Source organism: Geodermatophilus sp. SYSU D00815 (assembly GCF_054050035.1).
The window spans coordinates 36,510-60,796 of the sequence record NZ_JBJGYO010000022.1 but is presented as its reverse complement, the minus strand read 5'-3'; the positions used below and the strand labels follow the sequence as shown (position 1 = coordinate 60,796).

Annotated in this window: 24 protein-coding genes; 10 read left to right on the top strand and 14 right to left on the bottom strand. The window is 76.9% G+C overall.

Features of this window, described 5'->3' with window-relative positions:
* Positions 1-178 precede the first annotated feature (178 nt).
* On the top strand, positions 179-1,384 hold the full coding sequence (gene lhgO, locus ACI78S_RS19810) for an L-2-hydroxyglutarate oxidase (RefSeq protein WP_456976515.1): 1,206 nt from the start codon (positions 179-181) through the stop codon (positions 1,382-1,384).
* A 13-nt stretch (positions 1,385-1,397) separates the two neighbouring features.
* Here lhgO and helR read toward each other — a convergent pair whose 3' ends face one another.
* A complete protein-coding gene (helR, locus tag ACI78S_RS19805) occupies positions 1,398-3,560 on the bottom strand; it encodes an RNA polymerase recycling motor ATPase HelR (RefSeq protein ID WP_456976513.1) in 2,163 nt (720 codons plus the stop codon).
* 191 nt (positions 3,561-3,751) lie between these two features.
* On the opposite strand from helR, the gene ACI78S_RS19800 reads away from it, so the two are divergent.
* On the top strand, positions 3,752-4,135 hold the full coding sequence (locus ACI78S_RS19800; protein WP_456976511.1) for a YybH family protein: 384 nt from the start codon (positions 3,752-3,754) through the stop codon (positions 4,133-4,135).
* Between the two features lie 15 nt (positions 4,136-4,150).
* On the opposite strand, the gene ACI78S_RS19795 is transcribed toward ACI78S_RS19800, so the two are convergent.
* Positions 4,151-6,466, bottom strand: coding sequence for a lysylphosphatidylglycerol synthase domain-containing protein (locus ACI78S_RS19795; RefSeq protein ID WP_456976509.1), 2,316 nt, complete (start codon positions 6,464-6,466; stop codon positions 4,151-4,153).
* A gap of 110 nt (positions 6,467-6,576) precedes the next feature.
* Here ACI78S_RS19795 and ACI78S_RS19790 point away from each other — a divergent pair, with 110 nt between their 5' ends.
* The 3 genes from ACI78S_RS19790 to ACI78S_RS19780 are packed head-to-tail and all read left to right on the top strand — an operon-like array spanning position 6,577 to position 9,133.
* Positions 6,577-7,956 (top strand): ferredoxin reductase family protein, encoded by a 1,380-nt coding sequence (locus ACI78S_RS19790; protein WP_456976507.1) that lies wholly within the window; start codon positions 6,577-6,579, stop codon positions 7,954-7,956.
* 5 nt (positions 7,957-7,961) lie between these two features.
* Positions 7,962-8,378, top strand: a complete 417-nt coding sequence (locus ACI78S_RS19785) for an FMN-binding protein (RefSeq protein ID WP_456976505.1) — start codon at positions 7,962-7,964, stop codon at positions 8,376-8,378.
* Between the two features lie 35 nt (positions 8,379-8,413).
* Positions 8,414-9,133 (top strand): FAD:protein FMN transferase, encoded by a 720-nt coding sequence (locus ACI78S_RS19780; RefSeq protein WP_456976503.1) that lies wholly within the window; start codon positions 8,414-8,416, stop codon positions 9,131-9,133.
* Here ACI78S_RS19780 and ACI78S_RS19775 read toward each other — a convergent pair.
* From ACI78S_RS19775 to ACI78S_RS19760, 4 genes are read right to left on the bottom strand one after another with little or no spacing between them, the layout of a single operon-like run.
* Positions 9,120-9,899: a DinB family protein gene (locus ACI78S_RS19775; protein ID WP_456976501.1), complete on the bottom strand. Its 780-nt coding sequence runs from the start codon at positions 9,897-9,899 to the stop codon at positions 9,120-9,122. The genes ACI78S_RS19780 and ACI78S_RS19775 overlap by 14 nt on opposite strands.
* Positions 9,900-9,908: 9 nt before the next feature.
* Positions 9,909-11,156 carry a helix-turn-helix domain-containing protein gene (locus tag ACI78S_RS19770; RefSeq protein ID WP_456976499.1) on the bottom strand — a complete coding sequence of 416 codons (1,248 nt, stop codon included), beginning with the start codon at positions 11,154-11,156 and terminating at the stop codon, positions 9,909-9,911.
* Positions 11,143-11,322, bottom strand: coding sequence for a hypothetical protein (locus ACI78S_RS19765; RefSeq protein ID WP_456976497.1), 180 nt, complete (start codon positions 11,320-11,322; stop codon positions 11,143-11,145). Before ACI78S_RS19765 ends, ACI78S_RS19770 begins: the two co-directional genes overlap by 14 nt.
* Positions 11,319-12,221, bottom strand: coding sequence for an NAD(P)-dependent oxidoreductase (locus ACI78S_RS19760; protein ID WP_456976495.1), 903 nt, complete (start codon positions 12,219-12,221; stop codon positions 11,319-11,321). Before ACI78S_RS19760 ends, ACI78S_RS19765 begins: the two co-directional genes overlap by 4 nt.
* 32 nt (positions 12,222-12,253) lie before the next feature.
* On the opposite strand from ACI78S_RS19760, the gene ACI78S_RS19755 reads away from it, so the two are divergent.
* The 3 genes from ACI78S_RS19755 to ACI78S_RS19745 are packed head-to-tail and all read left to right on the top strand — an operon-like array spanning position 12,254 to position 13,864.
* Positions 12,254-12,808 carry an N-acetyltransferase family protein gene (locus ACI78S_RS19755; RefSeq protein WP_456976493.1) on the top strand — a complete coding sequence of 185 codons (555 nt, stop codon included), beginning with the start codon at positions 12,254-12,256 and terminating at the stop codon, positions 12,806-12,808.
* Positions 12,780-13,427 (top strand): TetR/AcrR family transcriptional regulator, encoded by a 648-nt coding sequence (locus tag ACI78S_RS19750; protein ID WP_456976491.1) that lies wholly within the window; start codon positions 12,780-12,782, stop codon positions 13,425-13,427. Before ACI78S_RS19755 ends, ACI78S_RS19750 begins: the two co-directional genes overlap by 29 nt.
* Positions 13,424-13,864, top strand: coding sequence for a PaaI family thioesterase (locus ACI78S_RS19745; RefSeq protein ID WP_456976489.1), 441 nt, complete (start codon positions 13,424-13,426; stop codon positions 13,862-13,864). Before ACI78S_RS19750 ends, ACI78S_RS19745 begins: the two co-directional genes overlap by 4 nt.
* Positions 13,865-13,868: 4 nt before the next feature.
* On the opposite strand, the gene ACI78S_RS19740 is transcribed toward ACI78S_RS19745, so the two are convergent.
* The 5 genes from ACI78S_RS19740 to ACI78S_RS19720 form a co-directional block, all read right to left on the bottom strand.
* Positions 13,869-15,317, bottom strand: a complete 1,449-nt coding sequence (locus tag ACI78S_RS19740) for an MFS transporter (RefSeq protein WP_456976487.1) — start codon at positions 15,315-15,317, stop codon at positions 13,869-13,871.
* A 389-nt stretch (positions 15,318-15,706) separates the two neighbouring features.
* Positions 15,707-15,949: a hypothetical protein gene (locus ACI78S_RS19735; RefSeq protein WP_456976485.1), complete on the bottom strand. Its 243-nt coding sequence runs from the start codon at positions 15,947-15,949 to the stop codon at positions 15,707-15,709.
* Between the two features lie 95 nt (positions 15,950-16,044).
* Complete coding sequence (locus tag ACI78S_RS19730; protein ID WP_456976545.1) at positions 16,045-17,469, bottom strand: DUF222 domain-containing protein; 1,425 nt, start codon at positions 17,467-17,469, stop codon at positions 16,045-16,047.
* A gap of 197 nt (positions 17,470-17,666) precedes the next feature.
* Entirely contained in the window at positions 17,667-18,839 is a 1,173-nt protein-coding gene (locus ACI78S_RS19725) for a glycoside hydrolase family 3 N-terminal domain-containing protein (protein ID WP_456976483.1), read from the bottom strand.
* An 8-nt stretch (positions 18,840-18,847) separates the two neighbouring features.
* Positions 18,848-19,231, bottom strand: coding sequence for a VOC family protein (locus ACI78S_RS19720; RefSeq protein WP_456976481.1), 384 nt, complete (start codon positions 19,229-19,231; stop codon positions 18,848-18,850).
* Positions 19,232-19,268: 37 nt separating this feature from the next.
* On the opposite strand from ACI78S_RS19720, the gene ACI78S_RS19715 reads away from it, so the two are divergent.
* Together ACI78S_RS19715 and ACI78S_RS19710 are read left to right on the top strand one after the other, a co-directional pair.
* A complete protein-coding gene (locus ACI78S_RS19715; protein WP_456976479.1) occupies positions 19,269-19,679 on the top strand; it encodes a rhodanese-like domain-containing protein in 411 nt (136 codons plus the stop codon).
* Between the two features lie 11 nt (positions 19,680-19,690).
* Positions 19,691-20,095, top strand: coding sequence for a hypothetical protein (locus tag ACI78S_RS19710; RefSeq protein WP_456976477.1), 405 nt, complete (start codon positions 19,691-19,693; stop codon positions 20,093-20,095).
* 6 nt (positions 20,096-20,101) lie between these two features.
* Here ACI78S_RS19710 and ACI78S_RS19705 read toward each other — a convergent pair whose 3' ends face one another.
* From ACI78S_RS19705 to ACI78S_RS19695, 3 genes are read right to left on the bottom strand one after another with little or no spacing between them, the layout of a single operon-like run.
* Complete coding sequence (locus ACI78S_RS19705; protein ID WP_456976475.1) at positions 20,102-20,920, bottom strand: IclR family transcriptional regulator domain-containing protein; 819 nt, start codon at positions 20,918-20,920, stop codon at positions 20,102-20,104.
* 17 nt (positions 20,921-20,937) lie between these two features.
* Positions 20,938-22,743 (bottom strand): FAD-dependent monooxygenase, encoded by a 1,806-nt coding sequence (locus tag ACI78S_RS19700; RefSeq protein ID WP_456976473.1) that lies wholly within the window; start codon positions 22,741-22,743, stop codon positions 20,938-20,940.
* Positions 22,740-24,209 carry an amidohydrolase family protein gene (locus ACI78S_RS19695; protein WP_456976471.1) on the bottom strand — a complete coding sequence of 490 codons (1,470 nt, stop codon included), beginning with the start codon at positions 24,207-24,209 and terminating at the stop codon, positions 22,740-22,742. The genes ACI78S_RS19700 and ACI78S_RS19695 overlap by 4 nt, the downstream gene beginning before the upstream one ends.
* Positions 24,210-24,287: the final 78 nt, after the last annotated feature.

The following is a 24,287-nucleotide window of genomic DNA, read 5'->3' as shown; positions in this document are numbered from 1 at the left end:
CGGGGACGACGATGGGACGCGTGGTGAGCCCCGGTGCAGCACCAGGAGGCGCTCGGCCAGCACGGCCGCTACGGCTTCGCCGACCCGGGCTCGCCGTTCGAGGAGCAGGGCCTGGCGGGCCTGCGCTCCCGCACCCGCGTGAGGACCGTGGCCGTGGCCACTCGACCGGAGGCGCCCGATGACCGCACCCACCCGCATCGGCGTCGTCGGCGCCGGCATCGTCGGCCTGGCGGTCGCCCGGCAGCTGGCCCGGTTGCAGCCCGACGCGCAGATCACCGTGGTGGACAAGGAGGGCGACGTCGCCGTCCACCAGACCGGTCGCAACAGCGGCGTGGTCCACGCGGGGCTGTACTACGCGCCGGGCTCGCTCAAGGCGGAGCTGTGCACCCGCGGCCGCGGCCTGCTCCGGGAGTTCTGCGCCGAGCACGGCCTGGTCTACGACGAGTGCGGCAAGCTGGTCGTCGCCCGCGACGCCGACGAGCTGCCGGCGCTGCGCGAGATCGAGCGGCGGGCGACCGAGAACGGGGTCCCGGGTCTGCGCCGGCTGTCGGGCTCCGAGCTGCGCGAGATCGAGCCCGCGGCCGTCGGCGAGGCGGCGCTGCACTCGCCGCGCACCGCGATCGTCGACTACCGCGCCGTCGCTCGGGCCATGGCCGAGGAGCTCCGGCAGAAGGGGCACGAGGTCCGGCTCGGCTTCGAGGTGACGGGGCTGCGGCGCGAGCTGGGCGGGGGAGTGGTCGTCTGCTCCGACGAGGAGGCGTTCGCCGTCGACCGGCTCGTCGTCTGCGCGGGGCTGCAGACCGACAGGGTGTCGAGGCTGGCCGGGGACGAGAAGGGCCCGGCGATCGTGCCGTTCCGCGGCGAGTACTACCGGCTGCGGCCGGAGCGCTCCTCGCTGGTGCGCGGGCTCATCTACCCGGTGCCCGACCCGCGCTACCCGTTCCTCGGCGTTCACTTCACCCGCCGGGTCGACGGCGGCGTCGACATCGGCCCCAACGCGGTGCTCGCGCTGGCCCGCGAGGGCTACCGGTGGGGCGCCGTCCGCCCGGCCGAGCTGCTCGCGACGCTCGGCTGGCCCGGCATGCGGCCGCTGGCCCGGCAGCACTGGCGGACGGGCGTCAAGGAGTTCCGCGGCTCGCTGTCGCGGAAGGCGTTCATGGCCGCCGCCCGCGAGTACGTCCCGGAGGTCACCGAGGACGACGTCGTGCGGGCCCCCGCCGGCGTCCGGGCCCAGGCGGTGGACCGCGACGGCACCCTGGTGGACGACTTCCGGATCAACCGGATCGGCCCCGTCGTCACCGTGCGCAACGCGCCCTCGCCGGCGGCCACGTCGGCGCTGGCGATCGGCGAGCACGTCGCCGAGCGGGTGCTGCAGACCGCCTGACCCCCGGCCGGGCTCAGCCGCTCGTGAGGACGACGAGCTGCCGGGTCGCCCGGGTCATCGCCACGTAGCGGTCGACCGCACCCTCGATGCCCCCGCCGAACGCCTCGGGGTCGACGAGGACGACCAGGTCGAACTCCAGCCCCTTCGCCAGCTCCGGGGTGAGCGACCGGACGCGCCGCGTCGCCCGGAACGCCGGGTCGCCGATGACGCACGCCGTCCCCTCGGCGTGCTCGGCCAGCCAGGCGTCCAGACCCGAGCGCAGCTCCGACACCGACCCGTGGACGACGGGGACGCCGCTGCTGCGGATCGACGTCGGCACGTTGGCGTCCGGGAGCGCGGCCCGGATCACCGGCTCGGCCTCCGCCATCACCTCGGCCGGTGTCCGGTAGTTGATGGTCAGCGAGGCCACGGTGATCCGGTCCAGCCCGACCCGCTCGAGCCGCTCCGGCCACGACTCGGCGAACCCGTGCCGCGCCTGCGCCCGGTCACCGACGACGGTGAAGCTCCGCGACGGGCAGCGCAGCAGCAGCATCTGCCACTCCGCGTCGGTCAGCTCCTGGGCCTCGTCCACCACGACGTGCGCGAACGGCCCGGCGAGCCGGTCCGGGTCGGCCCGGGGCAGCGCACCCTCGTCGACCAGCGCGTCCCGGAGGTCCTGGTGCCGCAGGCTCGTCATCAGCAGCAGCTCGGAGTCGTCGGTGGCGATCAGCTCGTCGATGACGTCGGCCATGCGCTCGCGCTCCGCGGCGACGGCGGCCTCGTGCCGGCGCGCGTGCCGCGCCGCCTCCGGGTCGCCGAGCCGCTGCCGCGCCGCGTCGAGCAGCGGCAGGTCGGAGACCGTCCAGGCGGAGGCGTCGGCGCGCTGCAGCGCCCGCACCTCGTCGGGCCCGAGCCAGGGCGCGCACCTGCGGAGGTAGGCCGGCACCGACCACAGGTCGCCGACCAGGTCGGCCGCGTCGAGCAGCGGCCAGGCCCGGTCGAGCGCCGCGCGCAGGTCCCGGTCCCGCGCCAGCGCCCGCCGCACGGCTTCGCCCGGCACGTCGTCGTCCTCGAGGTCCTCGCCGTGCTTGTCCACGAGGATGGTCAGCAGCGCCTCCCACACCTGCTCGCGCGCCTCGTTGTGCGGTGTGCCGGGATCCGGTGCGTCGAACGCCTCCGCCCAGTCGTCGGCGTCGAGCCGGACCTCGGACCACGGGGTGGTGACCGTCCGCGGTGCGCGCGGCGGCTCCTCGTAGAACCGGACGGCCGTCTCGATCGCCGCCACCATGCCCGCCGACGACTTCAGCCGGGCCACCCGCGGGTCGGCCTCCACCCCTGCCGCGGCCCCCTCGGGGACGAGGTCCCGCAGGGTGCAGGTGCGCACGCCCTCCTCGCCGAGGCTGGGGAGGACGTCGGCGACGTAGGCCAGGTAGGGCTGGTGCGGGCCGACGAACAGCACGCCGCCGTGGGAACCGAGGCGGGGTTCGGAGTAGAGCAGGTAGGCGGCGCGGTGCAGCGCGACGACGGTCTTGCCCGTGCCCGGGCCGCCGTCCACGACGAGCGCGCCCGCGGACCCGGCGCGGATGACGGCGTCCTGGTCGGCCTGGATGGTGCCGAGCACGTCGCGCATCCGGGGTGACCGGCTGCCGCCCAGGCTGGCGATGAAGGCGGACTGGTCGTCGAGCGCGGCGTGCCCCTCCCAGCCGTCGGCGGTGAACACCTCGTCCCAGTAGTCGGTGATCCGGCCGCGGGTCCACCGGTACCTGCGGCGGCTGGCCAGGCCCATCGGGGCGGCGTGGGTGGCGCCGAAGAACGGCTCGGCGGCGGGGGAGCGCCAGTCGACCAGCAGCCGGCGACCCGTGCTGTCCGTGAGGCCGAGACGGCCCACGTAGACGGGGTCGTCGGGGTCGTCCGCGCGGACCATGCGTCCCAGGCACAGGTCCAGGCCGAAGCGGCGCAGGGTGCGCAGGCGGGCGGCCAGGCGGTGCACCTCGAGGTCGCGGTCCAGCGCCTCCTGGCCCTCGCCGCCGGGCGCCCGGCGCTCGGCGGCGAGGCGGTCGGACAGCTCGGCGATCGTCCGCTCGAGGCTGTCGGCGACGGCCGAGAAGTGCTGCTCGTCGACGGCGATCAGCGCCGGGTCGGCCTTGGGGGAGAGGTGGGCGGGCAGGTCGAACGCGCTGGTGGTGGAGGGGGTCACCGAGGGGGGCTCCGTTCTGAGGCCGCGGTCGACCAGGGGTGCGGACGGGGGCGCACCCTCCCTGGATCTGACCTCGGCCGGCGATTCTGCGGCCCCACCCGGGTCTTGCCGCAAGCCCACCCGGGCGCTATACGTTGAGGTGGGACGAGGTACGGCTCCCGCCTCCCGCGCGTTCGTGGCAGCGTGACCACGTGGACCGGGACGCGGTGGTGCGGTGGGTGGCGGGCTACGAGCGCGCCTGGCGTGACGGTGACCTCGACGGGGTCCGGCAGCTGTTCACCGAGGACGCGCGCTACCGGGCCTCGCCGTACGAGCCGTCGCGCGTGGGGCACGCCGAGATCCAGGCGTTCTGGCTGGCCGACGAGGGCCGCACCTTCACGGTGACCAGCGAGCCGGTCGCCGTCGAGGGCAGCGCCGCGGTGGTCCGCCTCGAGGTGCGCTACGAGGACCCCGCCCAGGAGTACCGGGACCTGTGGGTGCTGCGGTTCGCACCGGACGGGCGGGTCGAGGACTTCGAGGAGTGGGCCTACTGGCCGGGCCGGCCGTACACGGCGGAGGCCGAGCAGGGCGGGTGAGCGGCGCCCTCGGCCTCAGATCCGGTCGCGGCGCTGCAGTGCCGTGAACGCCACCCAGCCCGCCGGCGCCGGCAGCCAGAACGTCGCGGCGCGGAAGGCGAGCACCGCGGTCAGCGCGAGGGTCACCGGCACGCCGGTCGCGGTGAGGCCGCCGACCAGCGCCGCCTCCACCGCACCGAGGCCGCCGGGCGTGGGCGCGGCGGAGCCCACCGTGGAGGCGACGAGGTAGACCACCACCAGCGACGGCAGGTCCAGCGACGTGCCGAACGCGCGCAGCGATGCGTCGAGGGCGAGCACGTACCCGCCGATCTGCACCACGATCCCGAGCACGGCCGTCGCCAGGCGCCGCGGGTCGGTGACGGCGGCGAGCAGCTGCGGGATCGTCCGCCGCAGCAGCGGCTCCACCCGGCGGCGGAGCATCCGGCGGGCCGCCGGGATCGCGGCCGCCAGCGCCAGGAGCCCGGCCGCGACCAGGAGGACGGCGAGGACGCCGCCGCTGGGCAGCAGCGACGGCCGGGACGGCGACACCCCGCTGAGCCAGCCGGCGACGACGAGCACGAGCAGCGTGCCGGCGACGGTGACCACCTGGCTGACCCCGACGGTCGCCGCCGCGCCCGCGGTCGGCACCCCGGAGCGCTGCAGGTAGCGGACGTTGAGCGCGACGTGCCCGACCGTCGGCGGGGTCACCAGCGTGACGAACGACGACGCCAGCTGCACCAGGGAGGTCCGGCCGAGCGGCAACCGCTCCGGGCTGAAGGCGGCGAGGGCCAGCGCCGCGCCCACGTAGGTCAGCGCGGAGCCGAGCAGCGCGACGACGAGCCAGCCCGGCCGCGCCTGCTGCAGCGCGCTCGCGAGCGGGACGTCGGACAGCTGGGAGGCCAGCAGGTACGCGGCCACGGTCGCGCCCGCGACGCTGACGAGCGTCCGGGGGCGCACGCGCTCCAGGCGCGGGGTCGGGACGGCGCCGCCGTCGGGACCGGAGAGCTCGGCGCGCAGGTCGGCGAGGACCGACGTCCCCGCCGCGGCGCGACGGACCGGCCGGGTCAGGGCCAGCGGTTGCAGCAACGCCGCCAGCCGCGCCTCCTCCGCGCGCCCCGGCGCGCAGCCGTGGCGCAGCGCCGCGACGGCCGGCTCCACCCCGGCCCGCGCCGCCACCGCGACGAGCAGGGCCACCACGTCGAGGTCGCGCTGGAGCTCGCCCGCGGCGGGCTGGGCGAACTGCAGGTCGGTGAGCCCCACCTCGCCGTCGGGGAGGAGGACGACGGCGCGGTCGGTGAGCGCGCCGTGGGCGACCCCCGCGTCGTGGAGGCGGCGCAGCGCGGCGAAGGCGGCGGCCAGCGTCCCCCTGCCGGGCTCGTCCGCGGCCAGCGGCGTCCCGGGGAGGGGCCGCTCGACGAGGACGAGGGCCGGCCCGGCCGCCAGCAGGGCCTGCACCCGGGGGACGGCGACACCGGCCGAGCCGGCGAGGCCGGCGACCAGGGCCTGGCGCTCGAGGACGCCGCGCAGGGTGAGGGCGGGCCGGCCGACGGCCGGGGTGCGGAAGCGCAGCACCCGCCACAGGCGCCGGGTGACGGTGACGCCGCGGCGGTCCGGGTCGACGACGGTGACCAGCAGGTCGCCGCCGGGGTCGCTCGCGGCGTAGCGGACCCGGCCGGCCGCCACCTGCAGGGGCCGCAGGGCGTCCACGACCAGGCCGGCCCGCGCCAGCACCGCCCGCACCACCGGCTCGGCCGGTTGCGCGGGCACGACACCGGCGGCGACGCGGACCGCGAAGCCGGCCACCGCGCCGATCAGGGGGGCGGCGACCGCGCCGGCCACGGTCAGGCTGCCGAGGGCCAGGGCGCAGCCGACCACCACGGCCAGCCCGCCGGCGGCCAGGGCCGTCAGCCGCGCGCTGCGGGACCGGTCCGCGCCGACCACGACGGCGATGCCCACGGCGACCGGCACCACGCCGGTCCGGTCGGCCGGGCCGAGTGCGGCGATCCACCCCGCCGCGCCGGCCTGCTGGGCGGCGACGGCCAGCCCGGCGGCGAGCACCCCGGCCAGGCCCGCCGAGGTGAGGGAGTACCTGCGGTGGCGCAGGGCGTCCACCGCCAGCGCGAGCAGCGCCACCAGCACCGCGAGGGACGCGGCGGCGCTCGCGATCGAGACCACGGTCCGGGGCAGGCCGAGCAGGCCGGCGGGCACGGAGGCCTGGGCGGCGCCGGGGACCAGGACGGACAGCAGGACCAGGGCGAGCAGGCCACCCGCCGTCCAGCACAGCCGCCCGACGTCGACGGGGCGGCGGATCCGGCCGCGGGGCCAGAACGAACCGGCGTCACCTCCGTCCACGACCTGCAGTATTCGCACCCGCGGCACTGCGGCCGACGTCGGCCCGACGCACAGCGACCCCACAGGCGGCGCATCGAGGGGGTGCAGGCGCCTCCGGCACGGTGGGCCGCATGACCGCACTGGCCGCGCCGCCCGCGACCGCCGTCCGCACCGGACCCTCCCCGGCCCGCCTCGACGCGGGCGTGCGGCGGGGCTCCGCCGTCGCCCTCGGGGCGGGCCTGCTGCTGGTCGCGTGGTGGTGGGCCACCGGGGGCGGCCTCGCCGAGCTGGCCGGCTGGGACAGCGGGCTGACCTCGGCCGGCCGGCTCACCGGGCTGGTGGCGTCCTTCCTGCTGCTGGCGCAGGTGCTGCTGATGGCGCGGCTACCGGTCCTCGAACGGGCGTTCGGGCAGCAGCGGCTGGCCCGGCTGCACCGGCTGGCGGGGTTCACCTCGTTCACGCTGATGGTGGCGCACGTCGGGCTGATCACCTGGGGCTACGCCGCCGGGTCGCTCGCCGCGGCCCCGGCGACGCTGTGGGACCTGACGGCGAACTCCCCGGGGGTGCTGCTGGCCGTGGCCGGCACCGCCTGCCTGGTCCTGGTCGTCGCCACGAGCGCCCGGGCGGCCCGGCGGAGGCTGCGCTACGAGTCGTGGCACCTGCTGCACCTCTACGCCTACCTCGGCGTGGCCCTAGCCCTGCCGCACCAGCTGTGGACCGGCCAGGAGTTCACCGGCTCGCCCGGGCGGACGGTCTTCTGGTGGGGGCTGTGGCTGGCCGCGGCCGGCTCGGTGCTGGTCTGGCGGGTGGCCGTGCCGCTGTGGCGCAGCGCCCGGTACGGCCTGCGGGTCACCGCGGTGGTGCCGGAGGACGACGGTGTCGTCTCGGTGCACCTCGCCGGCCGGCGGACGCCGGCGCAGGCCGGGCAGTTCCTCACCTTCCGCTTCCTCTCCGGCCGCGGCTGGACGCGCGCCCACCCGTACTCGCTGTCGGCGGCCCCGGACGGGCCGAGCCTGCGCATCACCGTGCGGGAGGTGGGCGACACCGCGCTGCGGGCGCTGCGCCCGGGGACGCGGGTGCTGGTGGAGGGCCCGTTCGGGCGGCTCTCGGCCCGGGCCCGCACCCGCCCGCGGGTGGCGCTCCTCGGCGCCGGCATCGGCATCACCCCGCTGCGCGCGCTGGCCGAGGCGCTCGACTACGCGCCGGGGGAGGCCGTGCTGATCCACCGCTGCTCCGGCCGGCCGCTGTTCGAGCGGGAGCTGGCCGCGCTGGCCGCCGAGCGCGGGCTGGAGGTGGTGCGGCTCCCCGGTGCCCGGCGCCCCGGCTCCTGGCTGCCCGCGGCGGTGGGACCGGTCGACGACCTGACCGCCCTGCGGTGGTGGGTGCCCGACATCGCCGAGCGGGACGTGTTCGTGTGCGGACCCGAGGAGTGGGCGGCGGCGGTCCGCCGCACCACCGAGGCCGCCGGCCTGCCGGCCGCGCGGTGCCACGTCGAGAGCTTCGGGTGGTGACGGGCGTGCGGCGCATCGTCCTCTGGCTCGCCGGCACGGTCACCGCGCTGGTGCTGCTGTTCGGCTACCCGACCTCCACGTCGTCGACCCCGGCCGCCGCGGGGTCGGCCGTCGTGGCGCCCGCGGAGGGCGGCACCGCGGCGGACGCCGTCACGGTCACCGGCGACGCCGTCGACACCGAGCACGGGCCGGTGCAGGTGCGGCTGACGATCGAGGACGGCGCGGTCACCGCCGTCGAGGTGGTGCGGACCCCCGGCGACGGCGGGCGGAGCGCGCAGATCAACGCCCGGGCGCTGCCGATCCTGGTGCAGGAGACCCTCGACGCGCAGGGCGCCGACATCGACATGGTCAGCGGCGCCACCGACACCAGCGAGGGCTACGTCGAGTCGCTGCAGAGCGCGCTCGACGCGGCGGGGCTGTGAGCGCGCCGGCGCGGTACGTCGCGCACGTGATGGGCATGCCCGTCAGCCTCGCCCTGCGCGGGCGGCACGCGCGCGACGCCGCGGCCCGCGGCGCCTGGGCCGACGTCCTGGCCTCGCTGCGCGCGGCCGACCGGGTGTTCAGCACCTACCGGCCCGACTCGTACGTCTCCCGGCTCGGGCGGGGTGAGCTCCGGGTGGAGGACTGCCCGGTGGAGGTGGCGGAGGTGCTGGCGCTGGGGGAGCGGGCGCGCGTGGAGTCGGGCGGCGCGTTCGACGTCCGCCGGGGCGGCGTGCTCGACCCGAGCGGCGTGGTGAAGGGCTGGGCGGTCGAGCGGGCCGCGGTCGCGCTCGCGGGCCTCCCCGACACCGGCTTCTGCCTCTCCGCGGGCGGCGACATGACGTGCCGCACGGCCGATCCCGACGGCCCGCCCTGGCGGGTGGGGGTGGAGGACCCGGCCGATCCGCGGCGCATCGTCGCGGTCGTGCCGGTGTTCACGGGCGCGGTGGCGACGTCCGGGACGGCGCACCGCGGGGAGCACCTGGTGGACGCCCGGACCGGCCGACCGCCGGCGGGGATCGCGTCGGTGACCGTGGTGGCCGGCTCGCTGACCGAGGCCGACGTCGACGCCACCGCCGCCTACGCGCTGGGCGCCGGGGCCGCCCGGTGGCTGGGGACCCGGCCGGGCCGCTCGGGTCTGGTGGTGCGGGCGGACGGGACGACCACCGTGGTCGAGCCCGTGGTCAGCGCGGCGTGAGCGCGGCGAGGTCGCGCTCGGCGAAGCGGCGGTGCTCGATGTGCTCCTCGAGCACCACGCGGAAGCACTCGCCGACGTCGTGCGTCTCCTCGCCCCAGGCGGCCACCGGCGTGGCGGTGCGCGGCTCGTCGAGCTGCTCGTCGGTCACCGCCTCCAAGGCGGCGCGGACCTGCCCGCGGCGGTCGGCGAACAGCGCCGTCGCCTCGGCGGCGGACGGGCGGGCGTCGGGGTCGAGCCCGATCGCCGGCCACTCCTCGCGGGGCAGGTCGGTCGGCGGCACGCCGAGCGGCGAGAACGGCGCCGTCCCGCCGCGCAGCCAGCCGCCGACCCAGGTGTCGACGGCGAACGCCAGGTGGCGCAGCGTCTCCACGAACGACCACTCGCCGGCGACCCGCTCGTGCAGGGCGGCCTCGGGCAGCCGGCCGGCACGGGCGAGCGTGCCGTCCCACAGGCGCTCGACCTCCGCCCAGACGGTCCGCAGGTCGGCGGCGGTGCGCGCCTCGCGCAACCCGACCCGCTCGGGGTGGCGCCGGTCGAGCTCGCCGGCCACGTAGGCGCTGACGTCGACGTCGTCGACCACCACCGGGCCGGACCGCCCGCTGAAGCCGCCGATCACCAGGCCGTCGACGAACGAGCTGACGATGCGCACGCCCCGCATGTCGCAGTCGCGGAAGGTCGCGCCGCCCAGGTCGGCGTAGTGGAACGTCGCGCCGCGGAAGGCGCGGGTGTTCGTGTGCACCTGCGGCGTCGGCTCGGTCCCGGTCATGCGGGCAGGCTAGGGGCCCAGCGGCAGGTCCGGCGGCGCCGTGGCCGCGGTGCCCGTCCCGGCGCGGGTCGCCTCCGCGGCGGCGCCGGAGCGGTAGGTGTGCGTGCCCCCGCAGGGGCAGGTGACCTCGAGCGCGATGCACCCCGGCGTGTTCCGCACGGACCGGACCTGGCCGAGGGAGACCAGGTTCTCCTCCCCGGTCACCGGGCAGCGCAGCAGCAGCACGGCACCACCGTCGCGCGGCGCGACTTCGCGCAGAAGTGCGGGAACGGACGGCGACGGGCCGTTTCCGGCCAGATCCCGCGAGCGGGCGGCCTGCCGGTAGGCGGAGGGGGACACGCCCCGGCTCTGCCGGAAGTGGATCCGCAGGCTGTGCGCGCCGGCGAAGCCGCTGCGCCGGGCGGCCGCCTCCACCGACGCCCCTTCCTCCAGGAGCCGCTGCGCGAGCAGCAGCCGCTGCGCCAGGACCCACTGGTAGGGCGTCTCGCCGGTGAGCTCCCGGAACCGGCGGGCCAGGGTCCGGCGGCTCATGTGCGCGCGGGAGGCCAGCGCGTCGACCGAGAGGTCCTCGTCGAGGTGCTCGACCGCCCAGTCCAGCAGCGCCGCGAGGCCGTCGGCGCCCGCCCGGCGCTCGCCGGGCACGGGCGTGCCGACGACCTGCGCCTGACCGCCGTCGCGGTGCGGTGGCACGACCATCCGGCGGGCGATCGCGTTCGCCGCGGCCGAGCCGAACTCCCGCCGCACCACGTGCAGGCACGCGTCGATGCCGGCGGCCGTGCCGGCGCTGGTCACGACCTGCCCCTCGTCGACGTAGAGGACGTCGGCGGCCACGCGCACCTGCGGGTGGCGGTCGGCGAGCAGCCGGGCGTGCATCCAGTGGGTGGCCGCGCGCCGGCCGTCCAGCAGCCCGGTCGCCGCGACCAGGAAGGCGCCGGTGCAGATGCCGAGGACCGTGCCCCCGCGCTCGACGACCCGGTGCAGGGCGGACACGACGGCGTCGGACGGCGCGGCGTCGTCCAGCGGCCAGGTGGGGATGCAGACGAGGTCCGCCGACTCCAGCCGGGACAGGTCGTAGCCGGGCTGCACGGCGAGGCCGCCGAGGCTGGGCAGCGGCCCGGCGCGCTCCGCGACGACGGCGAAGTCGAACGACGGCACGCCGTCGTCGGACCGGTCGATGCCGAACACCTCGCACACGACGCCGAGCTCGAAGGGCACGGCGACCCCGCCCAGGAGGGCGCACACGTCACGCAGCGGCACGGCCGCCGTCCGCCTCCGCCGCGCGCGCCCGGTCGAGGAGCAGGCGCCGCAGCTCGTGCCCCGACGGGTGCGCGTCGGCCGGCGCCAGCGCCAGCTCCCACAGGGCGACCTGCGCCCGGTACCAGCGACCGAGGGCCCGGCGCAGGGTCGACGGTGTGCGGTTCACCGGTCGCGCGCCTCGATGGCCCGGACCACCGCGGCCATGTCCGCCCCGCCGAGGCCGGCCGCCACCGCCTCGCCGTAGAGGGCGTGGCAGACGTCGAGCAGGGGCGAGGCCACCCCGGCATCCCGAGCGGCCTCCGCGATCAGCCGGTTGTTCTTCAGGACGTCGGCGATCGCGGCCTGCGGGCGGAAGTCCTCGCCGACCAGCGCGGCGGCCTTGACCCGCGACACGTCGCTGGCCATCGGCCCGGCCGCGAGCACCTCGACCAGCACGCCGAGGTCCAGGTCGTGCCGACGGGCGAAGTGCACGGCCTCCGCCAGCCCGGTCACCATCGTGATCAGGAACAGGTTGACGGCCAGCTTCATCAGCGCGGCGTTGGGGACGGCGCCGCAGTCGACGACGGAGCGGCACAGGGGGCGCAGCAGCGGCCGCACCGTGCGGCGGGCGTCGTCCTCGCCGGCCAGCATGGCCACCAGCCGCCCCTCCTCGGCCGGCTTCCGGGAGCCGGAGACGGGCGCCTCGACGTAGCGGCCCCCCGCGGCCCGCACGTCGGCCTCCAGCCCGCGGGAGTAGGCGGCCGGGGTCGTCCCCATGTGCACGACGGTCCGCCCGGCCACCCGCCGCTCGAACCCGGGCCCGCCGCGGTCCAGCGTGGTGTCGAGCGCCGGCTCGTCGGCCAGCACGAGCAGCACGACGTCGGTGCGGGCGAACACCTCCGCGGGGTCGGCCGCGACGGCGGCGCCGGCGGCGCGCAGCGGCTCGGTCTTCCCGGGGGTGCGGTTCCAGACGAGCAGCGGCGTCCCGGCCCGGACGAGGTTCAGCGCCATCGGTTGCCCCATGAGACCGAGGCCGAGAAAGCCCACGCGCACGACTGCCTCCCGGTTGACCATGACGGTCGTCATGATGGACGCTCGACGTCGTCATGACAACTGACATGGATCTCCGCGTGTCGGCGGGGCTGGTCCTGCGGCCCGCCGGGCCCTCCGACGCGGGGCCGCTCGCCCGCATGTTCGGCCGCTGCTCGGCCGACACCGTGGCGCGCCGCTTCCACGGCCGGGTGGGCGAGCTGCCCCGGGCGTACCTCGAGGAGGCGCTCACCGCCGATCCGTGCCTGCACGACGCGTTGGTCGTGGAGGACGCCGGGACCGCCGTCGCCGGCGCGCGGACCGTCGTCGCGCTCGGCTCGGCGCGGCGGCTGGACGACCCGGCGCGGCCGGTGGCCGAGGTCGCCCTCCTGGTCGAGGACGCCCGGCAGCGGCACGGGCTCGGGTCGCTCCTGCTCGCCGTCCTCGCCGAGCGGGCCCGGCGCCGCGGCGTGACGGCGCTGCGGTGCGACGTCCTGGCGCAGGCCGAGCCGCTGGTGGGCACCGTCCGCCGCATACTGGGCCCGGCCACGACCCGCCGCGAGGGCTTCGTCGTCCACGTCGAGGTGGGGCTCCAGGGAGCGGAGGTCCCCTGCCGTGCAGGACGAGATGACGACGCCCGGTGACCCGCGGGCGCCGCGCGAGCTGGGTCCGCGCGAGCGCATGGTGCGCAGCGCCATGGCGCTGATCTCGGCGCACGGGGTCAGCGGCACCGGGATGCGCCAGGTCGTCGAGCACGCCGACGCGCCGCGGGGGTCGCTGCAGCACTACTTCCCGGAGGGCAAGGAGCAGCTCGTCCGGGAGGCGCTGGCGCTGGCCCGGCGGACGGCGTCGCGCACGGTCACCCGGCTGCAGGACGCCCCCGGGCCGATCCGGCCGTCCGACGTGATCGCCACGATGGTGCGGCCGTGGCGGGGCTGGCTCACCGACTCCGGCTACGCCCAGGGCTGCCCCGCGGTGGCCACCGTCGCCGACGCCGTCACCGGCAGCGATGCCCTCCGGGCCGCGGCCGAGCAGCTCTTCGCGGTGTGGCAGCAGGCCGTCGAGGAGGCGCTCCAGCTCGCCGGGGTGCCGGCGGCGCGCGCACCGCGGCTGGCGGCGGTCTGCATCAGCGCGCTGGAGGGCGCGATCGTGCTGTCCCGCGCGCGCCGTGACCTGGGGCCCCTCGACGACGTCGAGGCGGAGCTCGGGCCGCTCCTGGACGCCGCGGCCGGTCCGGCCGGCCGGTCCCGGCGGGCACGGTGAGACCCGGGCAGGAGGAGCGGGTCCGCCGGCAGTTCGGGCGGCAGGCGTTCCTGGAGCTGCTCGGCGCGGAGCTGACCGACGTGCGTGACGGCGAGGTCACCGTCGAGCTGGCCGTCGGCCCGCGGCTGGGGCAGCAGCACGGCTTCGTGCACGCCGGCGTGGTCTCCACGGCGCTCGACACGGCGTGCGGGTTCGCGGCGCTGACGCGCATGGACGACGGCGTCGGCGTGCTCACCGCCGAGTTCAAGGTGAACCTGCTGCGGCCGGCCAGGGGTGAGCGGCTGGTCGCCCGGGCCGAGGTGGTGCAGGCCGGTCGGACGCTGGTCGTCTGCCAGGCGCGGGCCCGGATGCGGCAGGCGGACGGCGGCGAGGAGCTCGTCGCCGTGATGACCGCGACGCTGGCCGCCGTCCGGGGGCGCAGCGACGTCGTCGACTAGCCGCTCAGGTCCGCCGGGCCAGCAGGGCGCCCGCCGCGGCGAGACCGGCGAAGCAGAGGGTGGCCGTCGCGTACGAGCCGACCGCCCGCGCGGCCACCTCCCCGAGCAGGGGGCTGACGGCGATGGCGGCGGCCACCGGCGCGTGGAACCGGCCGAGCACCGACGCGTAGGCCTCCCGCCCCCACCGGTCGGAGACCGCCGTGGCGACCGTCAGCGTGTGCGCGCCGCGCACCGCGCCGACGAGGACGGCGCCGAGGACGACGAGGGCCGCCGGCGCGCTCGCCAGGAAGACCACGAGCAGGGCGGCTGCGCTGAGCCACACCTGCAGGACGAGCCGGCCGCGCGGGGTGCCCCGGGCGCTGAGCGGCAGGAAGGCGAGCCGGCCGAGCAACTGGCCCGCGCCCACGAGGCCGAAGACGAACGCCGCGTCGCGGTAGGAGAACCCGCGTTCCTGCAGCAGCGGGACCATGGTGAGGGTGACGGCGTACAGGCCGGCCCCGGTGAGCGCCAGGGCGGCCTGGGCGCTCACGAAGCGACGGCTGCGGGTGATGGCGCGGAGGTACTCCCGGTGGGCGGCGCCGGTGCGCACCGGCCGCTGCCACGGTGGCGAGAGGAGGAGCGCCGCCGCGGCCGTGCAGACCACCCCGTAGAGGGCGGCCAGCAGGGCGAACGCGCTGCGCCACCCCCAGCTCTCCGCGAGCCACGCCGTGACCGGTGCCAGGGCGGTCGACGACACGCCGCCGGCGAGCGTGATGACGGTGAGCGGCCACGCCCCGCGACCGGCGAACCACTGCGACGCGGCGGCGAAGGCGGGCGGGTAGAGCGTGCAGGCCTGGGCCACGCCCACCGCCGCCCAGCAGGCCGCGAAGACGACCGGGGTCGTGGCGAGCGCGGATGCGGCCATGGCGAGGGCGCCGCCCGCCGCGCCCGCGGTCATGACCGCGCGCGGCCCCCAGGTGTCGGTGAGCCGGCCGATGCGCGGGCCCGCCGCGGCGGCGGCGAGCAGGGAGAGGGCGTACACGGACGGCACGACGGCCGACGACCAGCCCTCCGCGGCGGCGATGCGCGGAGCCGCCACCGGGAGCGAGTAGTAGAGGACGCCCCAGCTGAGGAGCTCGACCAGGCACAGCCCGAGGAGAGCGCTCAGCGGTCGCGCCGGCGGGGCTCGTCGTGGCCGGCGGGCACGGGCGGGCTCGAGGGGGACGGGGGCATCGTCGTCCGGGACCTCCGATCCCGTCGCGCTCGGTCTGGCGCAGCCGACTCTCGTCCACCCGCGCGCCGCGGACCAGTGAGGGGTGCGCCGGTGACCGACGGTTTCGCGCCATGTCGACGAGGGCCCGTGTCGACCAGCGTTCGTGTCGACGAGGGGCCGTGTCGACGAGCCCTCGTGTCGACGCGCTTCCCGGCACTCCCTGGCGCGCCGGGCCGCCGGAGGACCGCGACGTCGGGACACCGCTGACCGTGGGCTGGTCGCCCAGGCCCCGGGACCGGGCGGAGGGGCGGGCCAGCCGGCTCTCCGCCTGCCCGGCCGGCGCGGTCGGCCGGAGCTGTCCCGTGGAGCGTCCGAGCCGGCCAGCGATCGACAGCTGGGGGGAGCTGCGCCGGAGCCCTCTCGCCGAGGGGAGCGGTCGGTGTCCTCAGGACGGAACGGCTCGTGGCAGCAGCGCTACGCGGCTGCCAGGGAGCCGGACGAGCGGCGCAACGCCGTCTGGGTGCGGGACCGCTTCGGCGGACCGGTCAGCCGCACCCTGGCCAAGGAGCTCCCGTGGTGCTCCTGCTCGTCGTCGTCCTCGGGTTCCGCGCCTGGGCCCGCCGCCGGTACGGCGCCGACCAGGGGGCTGATCACCGGACCGCATCGGGCCCGGCCGAGAGCATCCGGTCGAGCGTCCGCGTCCACGCCGCCCGAACGACCGCGGGGTGGTCCTCGACCACGTCGCCGAGGGCGGCGAGCGTGCCGTCGCCCTCGGCGACGACCGACTCGAAGCCGAGGCGGACGATCAGGTCGCTGATCTCGTCGAGGCCGAGTCCCGCGTCGAGCAGCGGCTCGATGATCCAGTACTGCCGCTCCGGCGCCATCCACACCACGCATGCCCTTCCCGCGGCGGGGCGGGAACGGATGCAGGGACCGGGCACGTGTCGGCTCGTCGACTTCTCGGCGGGACGACACGTGCCTCGGTCGGTCAGAACGGTGGGGGATCGTCGTCGGGTCGGGGCGGGGGCGCTTCGGCTGGTGGTCGGCGCAGTCCGGGCGGCCGGGTGGTGCGGGTGATGCCGGACGGGGTGGTGACGTGCAGGGTGCCGTCGGGTCCCATCACGAAACGCCATCCCTTGGCGAAGGTCTTGAGCCGGTGGTGGGTGCGGCACATGCAGCAGAGGTTGGCGCAGTCGGTCTCGCCGCCCTCGGCGTGCGGGATCACGTGGTCGTGGTCGGACCAGCCCGCCCGGCCGGGGCACAGCGGCCACCGGCAGGACCGGTCGCGGGTGGTCACGAAGCGGCGCTGGGCGGGGGTGGGGTCGTGCCGGTCGACCGGTGGCGGCGGGCCCACCCCCTCTCCGCGGCGCACGAGGCGCTGCAGGTCGGCGGCGGTGAGGGTGCCGAGCAGCCGGCCGCCGGCGTCGGTGAGCGCGAAGGTCAGCTCGCCGTCGTCGGGGGCGGTGAGGCCGAGGGCGCCGACCCGGCGCAGCAGCTCGCGCAGGTGCGCGGGGGTGATCGCGTGCCCGTTCACCCGGGCGGGCGCGGTGCTGCCGCCCTCCAGTGACGCCAGCGAGACGGTGACGAGCAGCGTCGCCCGCGCCCCGAGCAGTCCCACGGCCGTCCCGCGCACCAGCAGGGAGTAGACCTCGGCGCGGATCTGCCCGATCGGTCGGTCGTCGCCGTCGGCCTTGGCGGCGGCGGCGAGGGAGCCGATCAGGTCCAGCGCCTCGGCGGCCTCGTCGGCCGGCAGGTCGGCGCCGAGGGTGGCCATGCCGTCGCCGGCCGGTTCGACGAACACGTCGGCGTCCCGCTGCGCCCGCGCCCGGTTCTCATCGGCCGACGCGGGGTCCAGTTCCAGCAGCACCGCCAGGATGCGGGCCTTGAGCCCGGCGAAGGTCAGCCCCGCCGCCTCGGGCAGCACGACCGCCTCCACCCGGCGGGCCAGCTCCGCCGGGGTGTGGGCCAGGGTGTCGGCGAGGACCTGCCCGCGCCGCTCGTCCAGCTCGCCGCGCGACAGCGCGGCCAGGGTCAGCGGGAGGCTGTCGCGCCAGGTGAACGCCCGGCGCATCCGGTGCGCCGCGGTGCCGGGGCTGACGTTGAGCACCGCGCCCAGGTGGGAGGGGGCGAACTCGCTCACCCCGGGGAACTCCGGGTCGGTCACCCGCCACGTCCGCGACCGGGCACCCGGCGTGCCGGGAGAGGGGTCGTCGTCGGCGGGGTCGAGCTCGGCGAACCGGCCGATCAGGGCCGCCTCCCGCGCCGCCTGCAGCGCGCGGCTGCGGTCGATCCGCTGCAGCTCCGCGGCCACCTGGGACTGCGTCATCCACTCCACCGGCACCCGCGCGGGCGCGGCCGGCTGGTCGAGGAACCAGTCGATCAGCACACCCTCGACCGTCGAGGAACCCGACATCCGCGGCACGCCCCGAACCTACGGACCGGGTACGACAGTTCCGAGCCTGTGAGCAGGGCCGATGCAGCAAGATGGCCGATGGCAGGAGACCTGCGCCCGCCTCGGCCACCAGCGCCGGCAACACCGTGTCGGGCGAATGCCGGGTCCACCGAGCGCGTGACGAACTCCGCGCCCGCCGACCACGAGCGGTGCAGAACTCAGGCGGGCGGCAGGAGACCCGCGCGGGCCTTCGCCACCAGCGCGGTCCACACCGCGTCGTCCACCCGCTCGGCGAACGCCGGGTCCACGGCGTCGCGAGCCAGGACGGCGTCGAGCATCTCCGGCAGCACCGCCGCCGTGACGGTGAGCACGAGCGTGCCGCCCGCCGCCAGGAAGCGGACGGCGCGGTCGCCGGGCGGGACGTCGCGCACCGCCGCGGCGCTGCCGACGTCGTCGGTGATGACCACCCCGTCGAACGCGACCTCGCCCCGCAGCACCTCGTCGATGACGACCGGCGAGAACACCGCCGGCGCCGACGGGTCGATCAGCTCGTAGGTCGCCGACGACACCATGACGAACGGGTGCGCGCGGTCCCGCGCCAGCACGCCGAACGCCGCCACCTGCTCCCCGTCGCGGGTGGTCGTGCCGTCGACGACGTCGGCGCTGAAGTCGGTGTTCTCGGTGACCGCCCCGAGGCCGGGGAAGTGCTTGACCGTCGCCGTCACGCCGTGCGCGGCCATCCCGCGGACGACGGTGCGGGCGGCGGCGACCACCTCGGCCGCGGTGTCCCCGTACTGCCGGTCGACGGCGCCGATCGGCGGGTTGGCCGCCGCCGTCCCCGCCGGCACGACGTCCGCCACCGGCGCCAGGTCGAGGGTCACGCCGGCCTCGGCGAGCGACGCGCCGAGGCCGTCGGCCAGCGCGGCCAGCTCCGGGGGCGGCAGCGAACCCTGCTCAAGCGCCGAGGGCAGGTCGCCGAACCCCGGCCCGGACAGCGCCTGCACCTGACCGCCTTCCTGGTCGGCGGCGATCCACGGCCGCACGCCGCCCGGCGCGGCCGCCGTCCACCCGCCGGTCACCGCCGCGATCTCGGCCGTCGACGCCGACGACCGCCCCTGCAGGAAGACCCCGCCCACGCCCTGGGCCACCAGCGCGTCCCCGGCCGGGAGGTCGGCCAGCGGGACGCCGACGACGAACAGCTGCGCCACCTGCGCGCGCCGGTCCATCCCCTCCAGCGCGGCGGTCACCTCCGGCGGCAGCGCGTCCGGCGCCGGGGACGGGGCGGACGACGACGTCGCCGGCGTCGTCGTGGCCGACGGCGGCCGGGGCCCTGACGACGAGCAGCCGGCCAGCGCCAGCACCGCCAGCGCGGCCGCGGCGGCCCGCCGCACCGCCCCGGTCAGCGCTGGTCCCGGCGCAGCGGGTGGCCCTCGGGCACCTCGACGAGGACGATGCGCACGCCGTCCGGGTCGGCCAGCCACGCCTCCACGAGCCCCCACGGCTCCTGTCGCGGTCCGCGCAGCACGGGCACGCCGGCCGCCGCGAGCCGGTCGGTCTCGGCGGCGACGTCGCGGACCTGCAGCCACAGCGCCATCCCGCCGACCGGGCCGGAGGAGCTGCCGGACACCTCGAGCAGCCCGTTGCCGGTGAAGAACACCAGGCCCGGCGCCTCCGGCGGCCCGAACTCCCGGTGCACCGCCAGGCCCAGGACGTCGCGGTAGAACGCCTGGCTGCGGGAGAGGTCGGCGGGGCGGAGGAGCACCCGGCTGCTCAGCACCTCCATGCGGCCATCCTGACGCACCCCTGCCAGGCTGTCCGGCATGACCGTCGACGACCTGCTCGCGGCCAGCCGCGCCGGCGTCCGCCGGTACTCCCCGCGGGAGGTGGTCGAGGCGGCCGGGCGCGGCGCGCTCGTCGTCGACACCCGCACCGAGGCGCAGCGCCGCCGCCAGGGCGAGCTGCCCCGCGATCTGCTGCCCGGCGTGCTGGTGATCGACCGGACGGTCCTGGAGTGGCGGCTGGACCCCACGAGCGCGACGCGCGTCCCCGAGGCGTCCGGCGTCGACCGCGAGCTCGTCGTCGTGTGCCGGCAGGGCTACAGCTCCAGCCTGGCCGCGGCGTCGCTGCGGGCGCTCGGCCTGACCCGCGCCACCGACCTGGCCGGCGGCGTCGAGGCGTGGCTGGCCGCGGGGCTGCCCACCGATGCCGGCCCGGCCGACGTCCGCGAGTAGCGAGGAGAGGAATGACCGAGCAGCAGCGCCCCGAGGAGCCGGAGAGCCCCGGCTTCGTCAGCCGCTCCATCGAGGAGTTCGTGCACCAGCTGCGCGCCTTCTCCGACCGCGCGCGCGGGCTGGCCGGCGGCGCCCTCCCCGCGGGGTTCAGCCTGCCCCGGCTGCCCAGCCCCCCCGGCGCGATGTCGGCCGCCCAGCTGCGGGCGGTGTCCGACGCGGTCAAGGCGCAGCGGCAGCAGCTGCAGGCGATGACCGCCCAGCTGCAGGCGTTCGACCAGCAGCTCGCGGTCTTCGAGCGGGTGCTGGAGCCGTTGGTCGAGTGGAGCTCCACCTGGGCCCGGCTGGAGGAGGGCGTCGCGTCGCTGGTCCGCCGCGACAGCGCCCCCCACGACCGGCGTCCGTCCGGGGAGGCCTGACCGGGCTCAGCCGGTGGCGGTGCCCCGCGGCAGCTCGACGTGCGGGCGGCCCTGCCACAGCGCCCACTCCGCGCTGACCTCGCCGGCCGTGCGCAGCAGGCGCGGCAGGTGCTCGCCGAGCAGCCGGTCGACCGACGTCTCGGCGGCGTGCACGGTCACGTTCATCGCCGCCCGGACGACGCCGTCGCGGTCGCGCACCGGCACCGCCACCGAACGCACGCCGGGCGCGAGCTCCTCGTCGGCCAGCGCCCAGCCGCGGGCCCGCACCTCGGTCAGCTCGGCCGCCAGCTGCTGCGCGGTGGACGTGGTGGACGGCGGCAGGCCGGCGCGGCTGGGCTCCGCCAGCGCCGCCGCGAGCTCGGCGGGGGAGAGGGCGGCGAGCAGCACCTTGCCCTGCGACGTCTGGCGCGCCGGGAAGCGGGTGCCGATGTCGACCCGCAGCGCGATCAGCTTGGGCACCGACACCCGCGCCACGTAGACGATGTCCGACCCGTCGAGCTGGGCCATGGACGACGACTCGCCGGTCTCGGCGACCAGCCGCTCCATGTGCGGCCGCGCGATGTCCCACAGCCCGAGCGCGCCCACGTAGGCCATGCCGAGCGTGAGCACCTTCGGCGTGAGCTCGAAGCCCGCGGCCGTCGCCCGGACGAAGCCCAGCTCCTCGAGGGTGAGCAGCAGCCGCCGGGCCGTGGGGCGCGCCAGCCCGGCGGCGGTGGCCACCTCGGTCAGGGACATCGTCCGGTGGGCGGCGTCGAAGCAGGCCAGGACGTCGAGGCCGCGCGCCAGCGCCTCGACGAAGTCCGGACCCGCACCGCGTCCCGCCATGCCCCTCCTCCCGCCGCTCAGCCGCCGGCGGGCGCCGGCTCCGGCGCGGCGGTCAGCCGGTCGAGCACGTCGGCCAGCACGGCGGCCGGGTCGGCCGGCAGGTCGGCGCTGCGCCAGGCCACGATCGTGTCGGGCCGGACCAGCAGGGCCCCGCCCGGGCCGACCTCGCGCGCCGCCGTCCACGCCGCGTCGCTGCGCACGGTGCGCTCCACGCCCGGCCCGACGTCGACGACGTCGACGAACCCGGCCAGCGCCGAGCCCCCCGCCACCGCCGCCCGCCAGGCGTCCGCCGCCTCGTCGACGACGAGCAGCCACCGCCCCGGGCGCACCAGGTCCAGCGTGGAGCGGCGGCCGTCGGCGGTCTCCACCCAGGCGTGCGGCAGGTGGTGCCCGGGCGCCGACGTCGGCCGGTGGACGAGCAGGTCGTCGGGCACGCAGTCCCCCGGCGAGCCCTCCTCCCGCAGCACCGCGCCCGCGCTGTAGTAGAACCCCAGCTCCGCCCCGTGGGCGTGGAACTCCTTGTCCAGCACGGCCATGGCCGCGTCCACCGACGCCCGCGCCGCCTCCCCCTCCGGCCCGTCGGAGAACAGCCGCTCCAGCGCCGCCCAGCCCTCGGCCGGCGGAGCGGCCGGGTCGAGGCCCAGCGCCACGTCGACGACGCCGCCGTGGTTCTGGAAGTTGGCCAGCGAGTTCGCCGCCACCGTCAGCGCGACCGGTCGCCGCTCGGTCTCGTACGAGTGCAGCAGCGGGGCGAGCGCCGGGTCGGCCAGCGCCGCGGCGAGCTTCCAGGCCAGGTTGTGCGCGTCCTGGACGCCGGTGTTCAGGCCCAGCGCGCCCCACGGCGGGATGCGGTGGGCGGCGTCGCCGACCAGGAACACCCGGCCGGCCCGGAACCGGTCGGCGACCACCGAGCGGATGTACCAGTGGCTGACCGAGTGCAGCTCCACCTCGAGGTCGGGCAGCCCCAGCGAGCGGTTGATGCGCGCCCGCATGTCCGCGTCGTCGAACCGCGCCGGGTCGGTGGGCAGGAAGGCGCAGGCGAACACCCACTCCTCCGACCGGCCCTGCTCGTCCCACGGCCCGAGGTGGTAGAGGTAGCCGCTGCCGATCGAGCCGGCGTGGTCGGGGTTGACGAACCAGTGGATGAGGTTGCCGTCGTCGACCAGGTGCGGGGTCAGGTCGGCCGAGAAGTGCGCGCTGACCATGTCGAGCAGGTTGGTCGGCCCGGTGTCGCCGATGCCGAGGAGCCCGCCCACGGTGCGGCCGCCGTCGGCGGCCACGACGTAGTCGGCCGTCACCGTGCCGGTGGCGCCGTCGGCGGTCTCGAACGAGACGTCGACGGTGTCGCCGTGGGGGTCCGACAGCCCGGTGACCGTGCAGCCGAACCGGACGTCGGCCTGCGGGTGGGCCTCCGCGGCCCGGCGCAGCAGCGGCTCCAGCCGGATCTGCGGCAGCATCGCGTACCCGCTCGGGCTCGCCGCCGCGTACTCCTCCCGGTAGGCCCCACCGCCCCAGGCGTCGCGGACGGCGATCCGCCGCCCGTGCAGCGGCGTCGGCCCGGCGAACGAGGTGTACCAGCCGGTGCGGCCGACGGTCTCCGGCGGCGCGGCGTGCGCCCGGACCTCGTCCTCGATGCCGAGGTGCCGGAAGACCTCGATCGTGCGCTGGTTGAGCCCGATCGCCTTGGGGTGGATCGACGTCCCCGGGTGGCGCTCGAGCAGGACGTGCTCGACCCCCAGCCGGCTGAGCAGCACCGAGGTGGTGAGGCCGACCGGGCCGCCGCCGACGACGGCGACCCGGGTCCGTGTCGTCCCCCCGGTCACCGGCCCAGCACCCGCTCCTCGCCGCCGGCCCGCTTCGACTCGTCCTTGAAGTCGCTGTACTGGTACGGGTTCTCGAGGATCGACTGCTCGGCCTCCGGCATCTGCGGGAACATCCCGGCCTGCCAGACCTCCTCGCCGCACTCCGCCTTGAGGTAGTCGATCGTGTTCTCGACCTCCGTGCGCACGGCCGCGAGGTCGATCCCGACCAGCCGGTGGTCCTCCTTCACCACCCGGCCGCCCACCACGACGGTGTGCACGTCACCGCGCTGCGCCTGGAAGGCCACGTGCCCCAGCGGGTTGAGCAGCGGGAAGGACACCGGCGAGTCGTCGTTCTTGAGCAGGACGACGTCGGCCTTCTTGCCGGCCTCGAGGCTGCCCAGGTCGGCGTCGCGGCCGATGGTGTGCGCGCCGCCCCGGGTGCACCACTCGACCACCTGCTTGGCCCGCAGCCGCAGGTGGGTGATCGTCTCGCCCTTGAGGTGGGCCTCGAGGTGCTCGGACATGCGGTCGGCGTTGAGCGTGGAGCGCATCGCCGAGAACATGTCGCCGCTCCACCAGACGCTGGTGTCCATCGACAGCGACACCGGGATGCCGTACTGCAGCACCTGCTCGGTGGGCGCGTGGCCCTGCCCGGCGCTGCACTCGGACTCGGTGGCGATCGAGATCGACCCGCCGGTGGCGGCGATGCGCTGGTAGGAGTCGCGGGTCAGCGTGGCCGCGTGCACGTAGGTGGTCTCCGGCGTCATGAAGCCGCCGTCGTACATCTGCTGGATGCCGGTGTCGCTGGTGGCGCCCCACACCCCGGCGTGCGTGGTCACCGGCAGCCCGAGCTCCCGGGCCACCTCGAACGCCGCCTTCTCGGGGAACGCGGGGTCGCCGGTGACGTCGAACGCGATCTGCACGCCCATCAGGTCGTCGCGCTCGTCGCGCAGCCGCTCGAGGAACGAGCGCACGGCCGGGTCGGCGGTCCACTCCCACGGGCCGGCCTGGATGTTGCCGTAGGCCAGCACGAACCGGCCGGGCACCGAGCGCAGCGCCTCCAGGGCGGCCTCGGCGTGGTCGACCGACTGGAGGTTGTGCGACCAGTCGACGGTGGTGGTCACGCCCGCGTCGAGGGACTCGATGGCCGCCAGCCGGTTGCCCGCCGCGATGTCCTCGGGCCGGAACTTCTTGCCGTGCTCGAGGTAGTACCAGACGAAGTACTGGGTGAGGGTCCAGTCGGCGCCGTAGCCGCGCATCGCGGTCTGCCACATGTGCCGGTGGGTGTCGATCATGCCCGGCATCACGATGCCGCCGCTCGCGTCGATCTCCCGCGTGCCCTCGGGCACCTGCAGGTCGGGCCCGACCGCCTCGATGCGGTCGCCCACCACCAGGACGTCGGCCCGGTCGAGGACGCTGCAGGACGCGTCCATGGTCAGGACGGTGCCACCCCGGAACACCAGGGCGGCGGGTTCGGACGGGCTCATGCTGGGCCTCCTCGACGACGTCGTCTTCGTCGGACGCCTGTCCGCTGTACGGTCGGCAGTCCTCGCCGCCACCCTGGT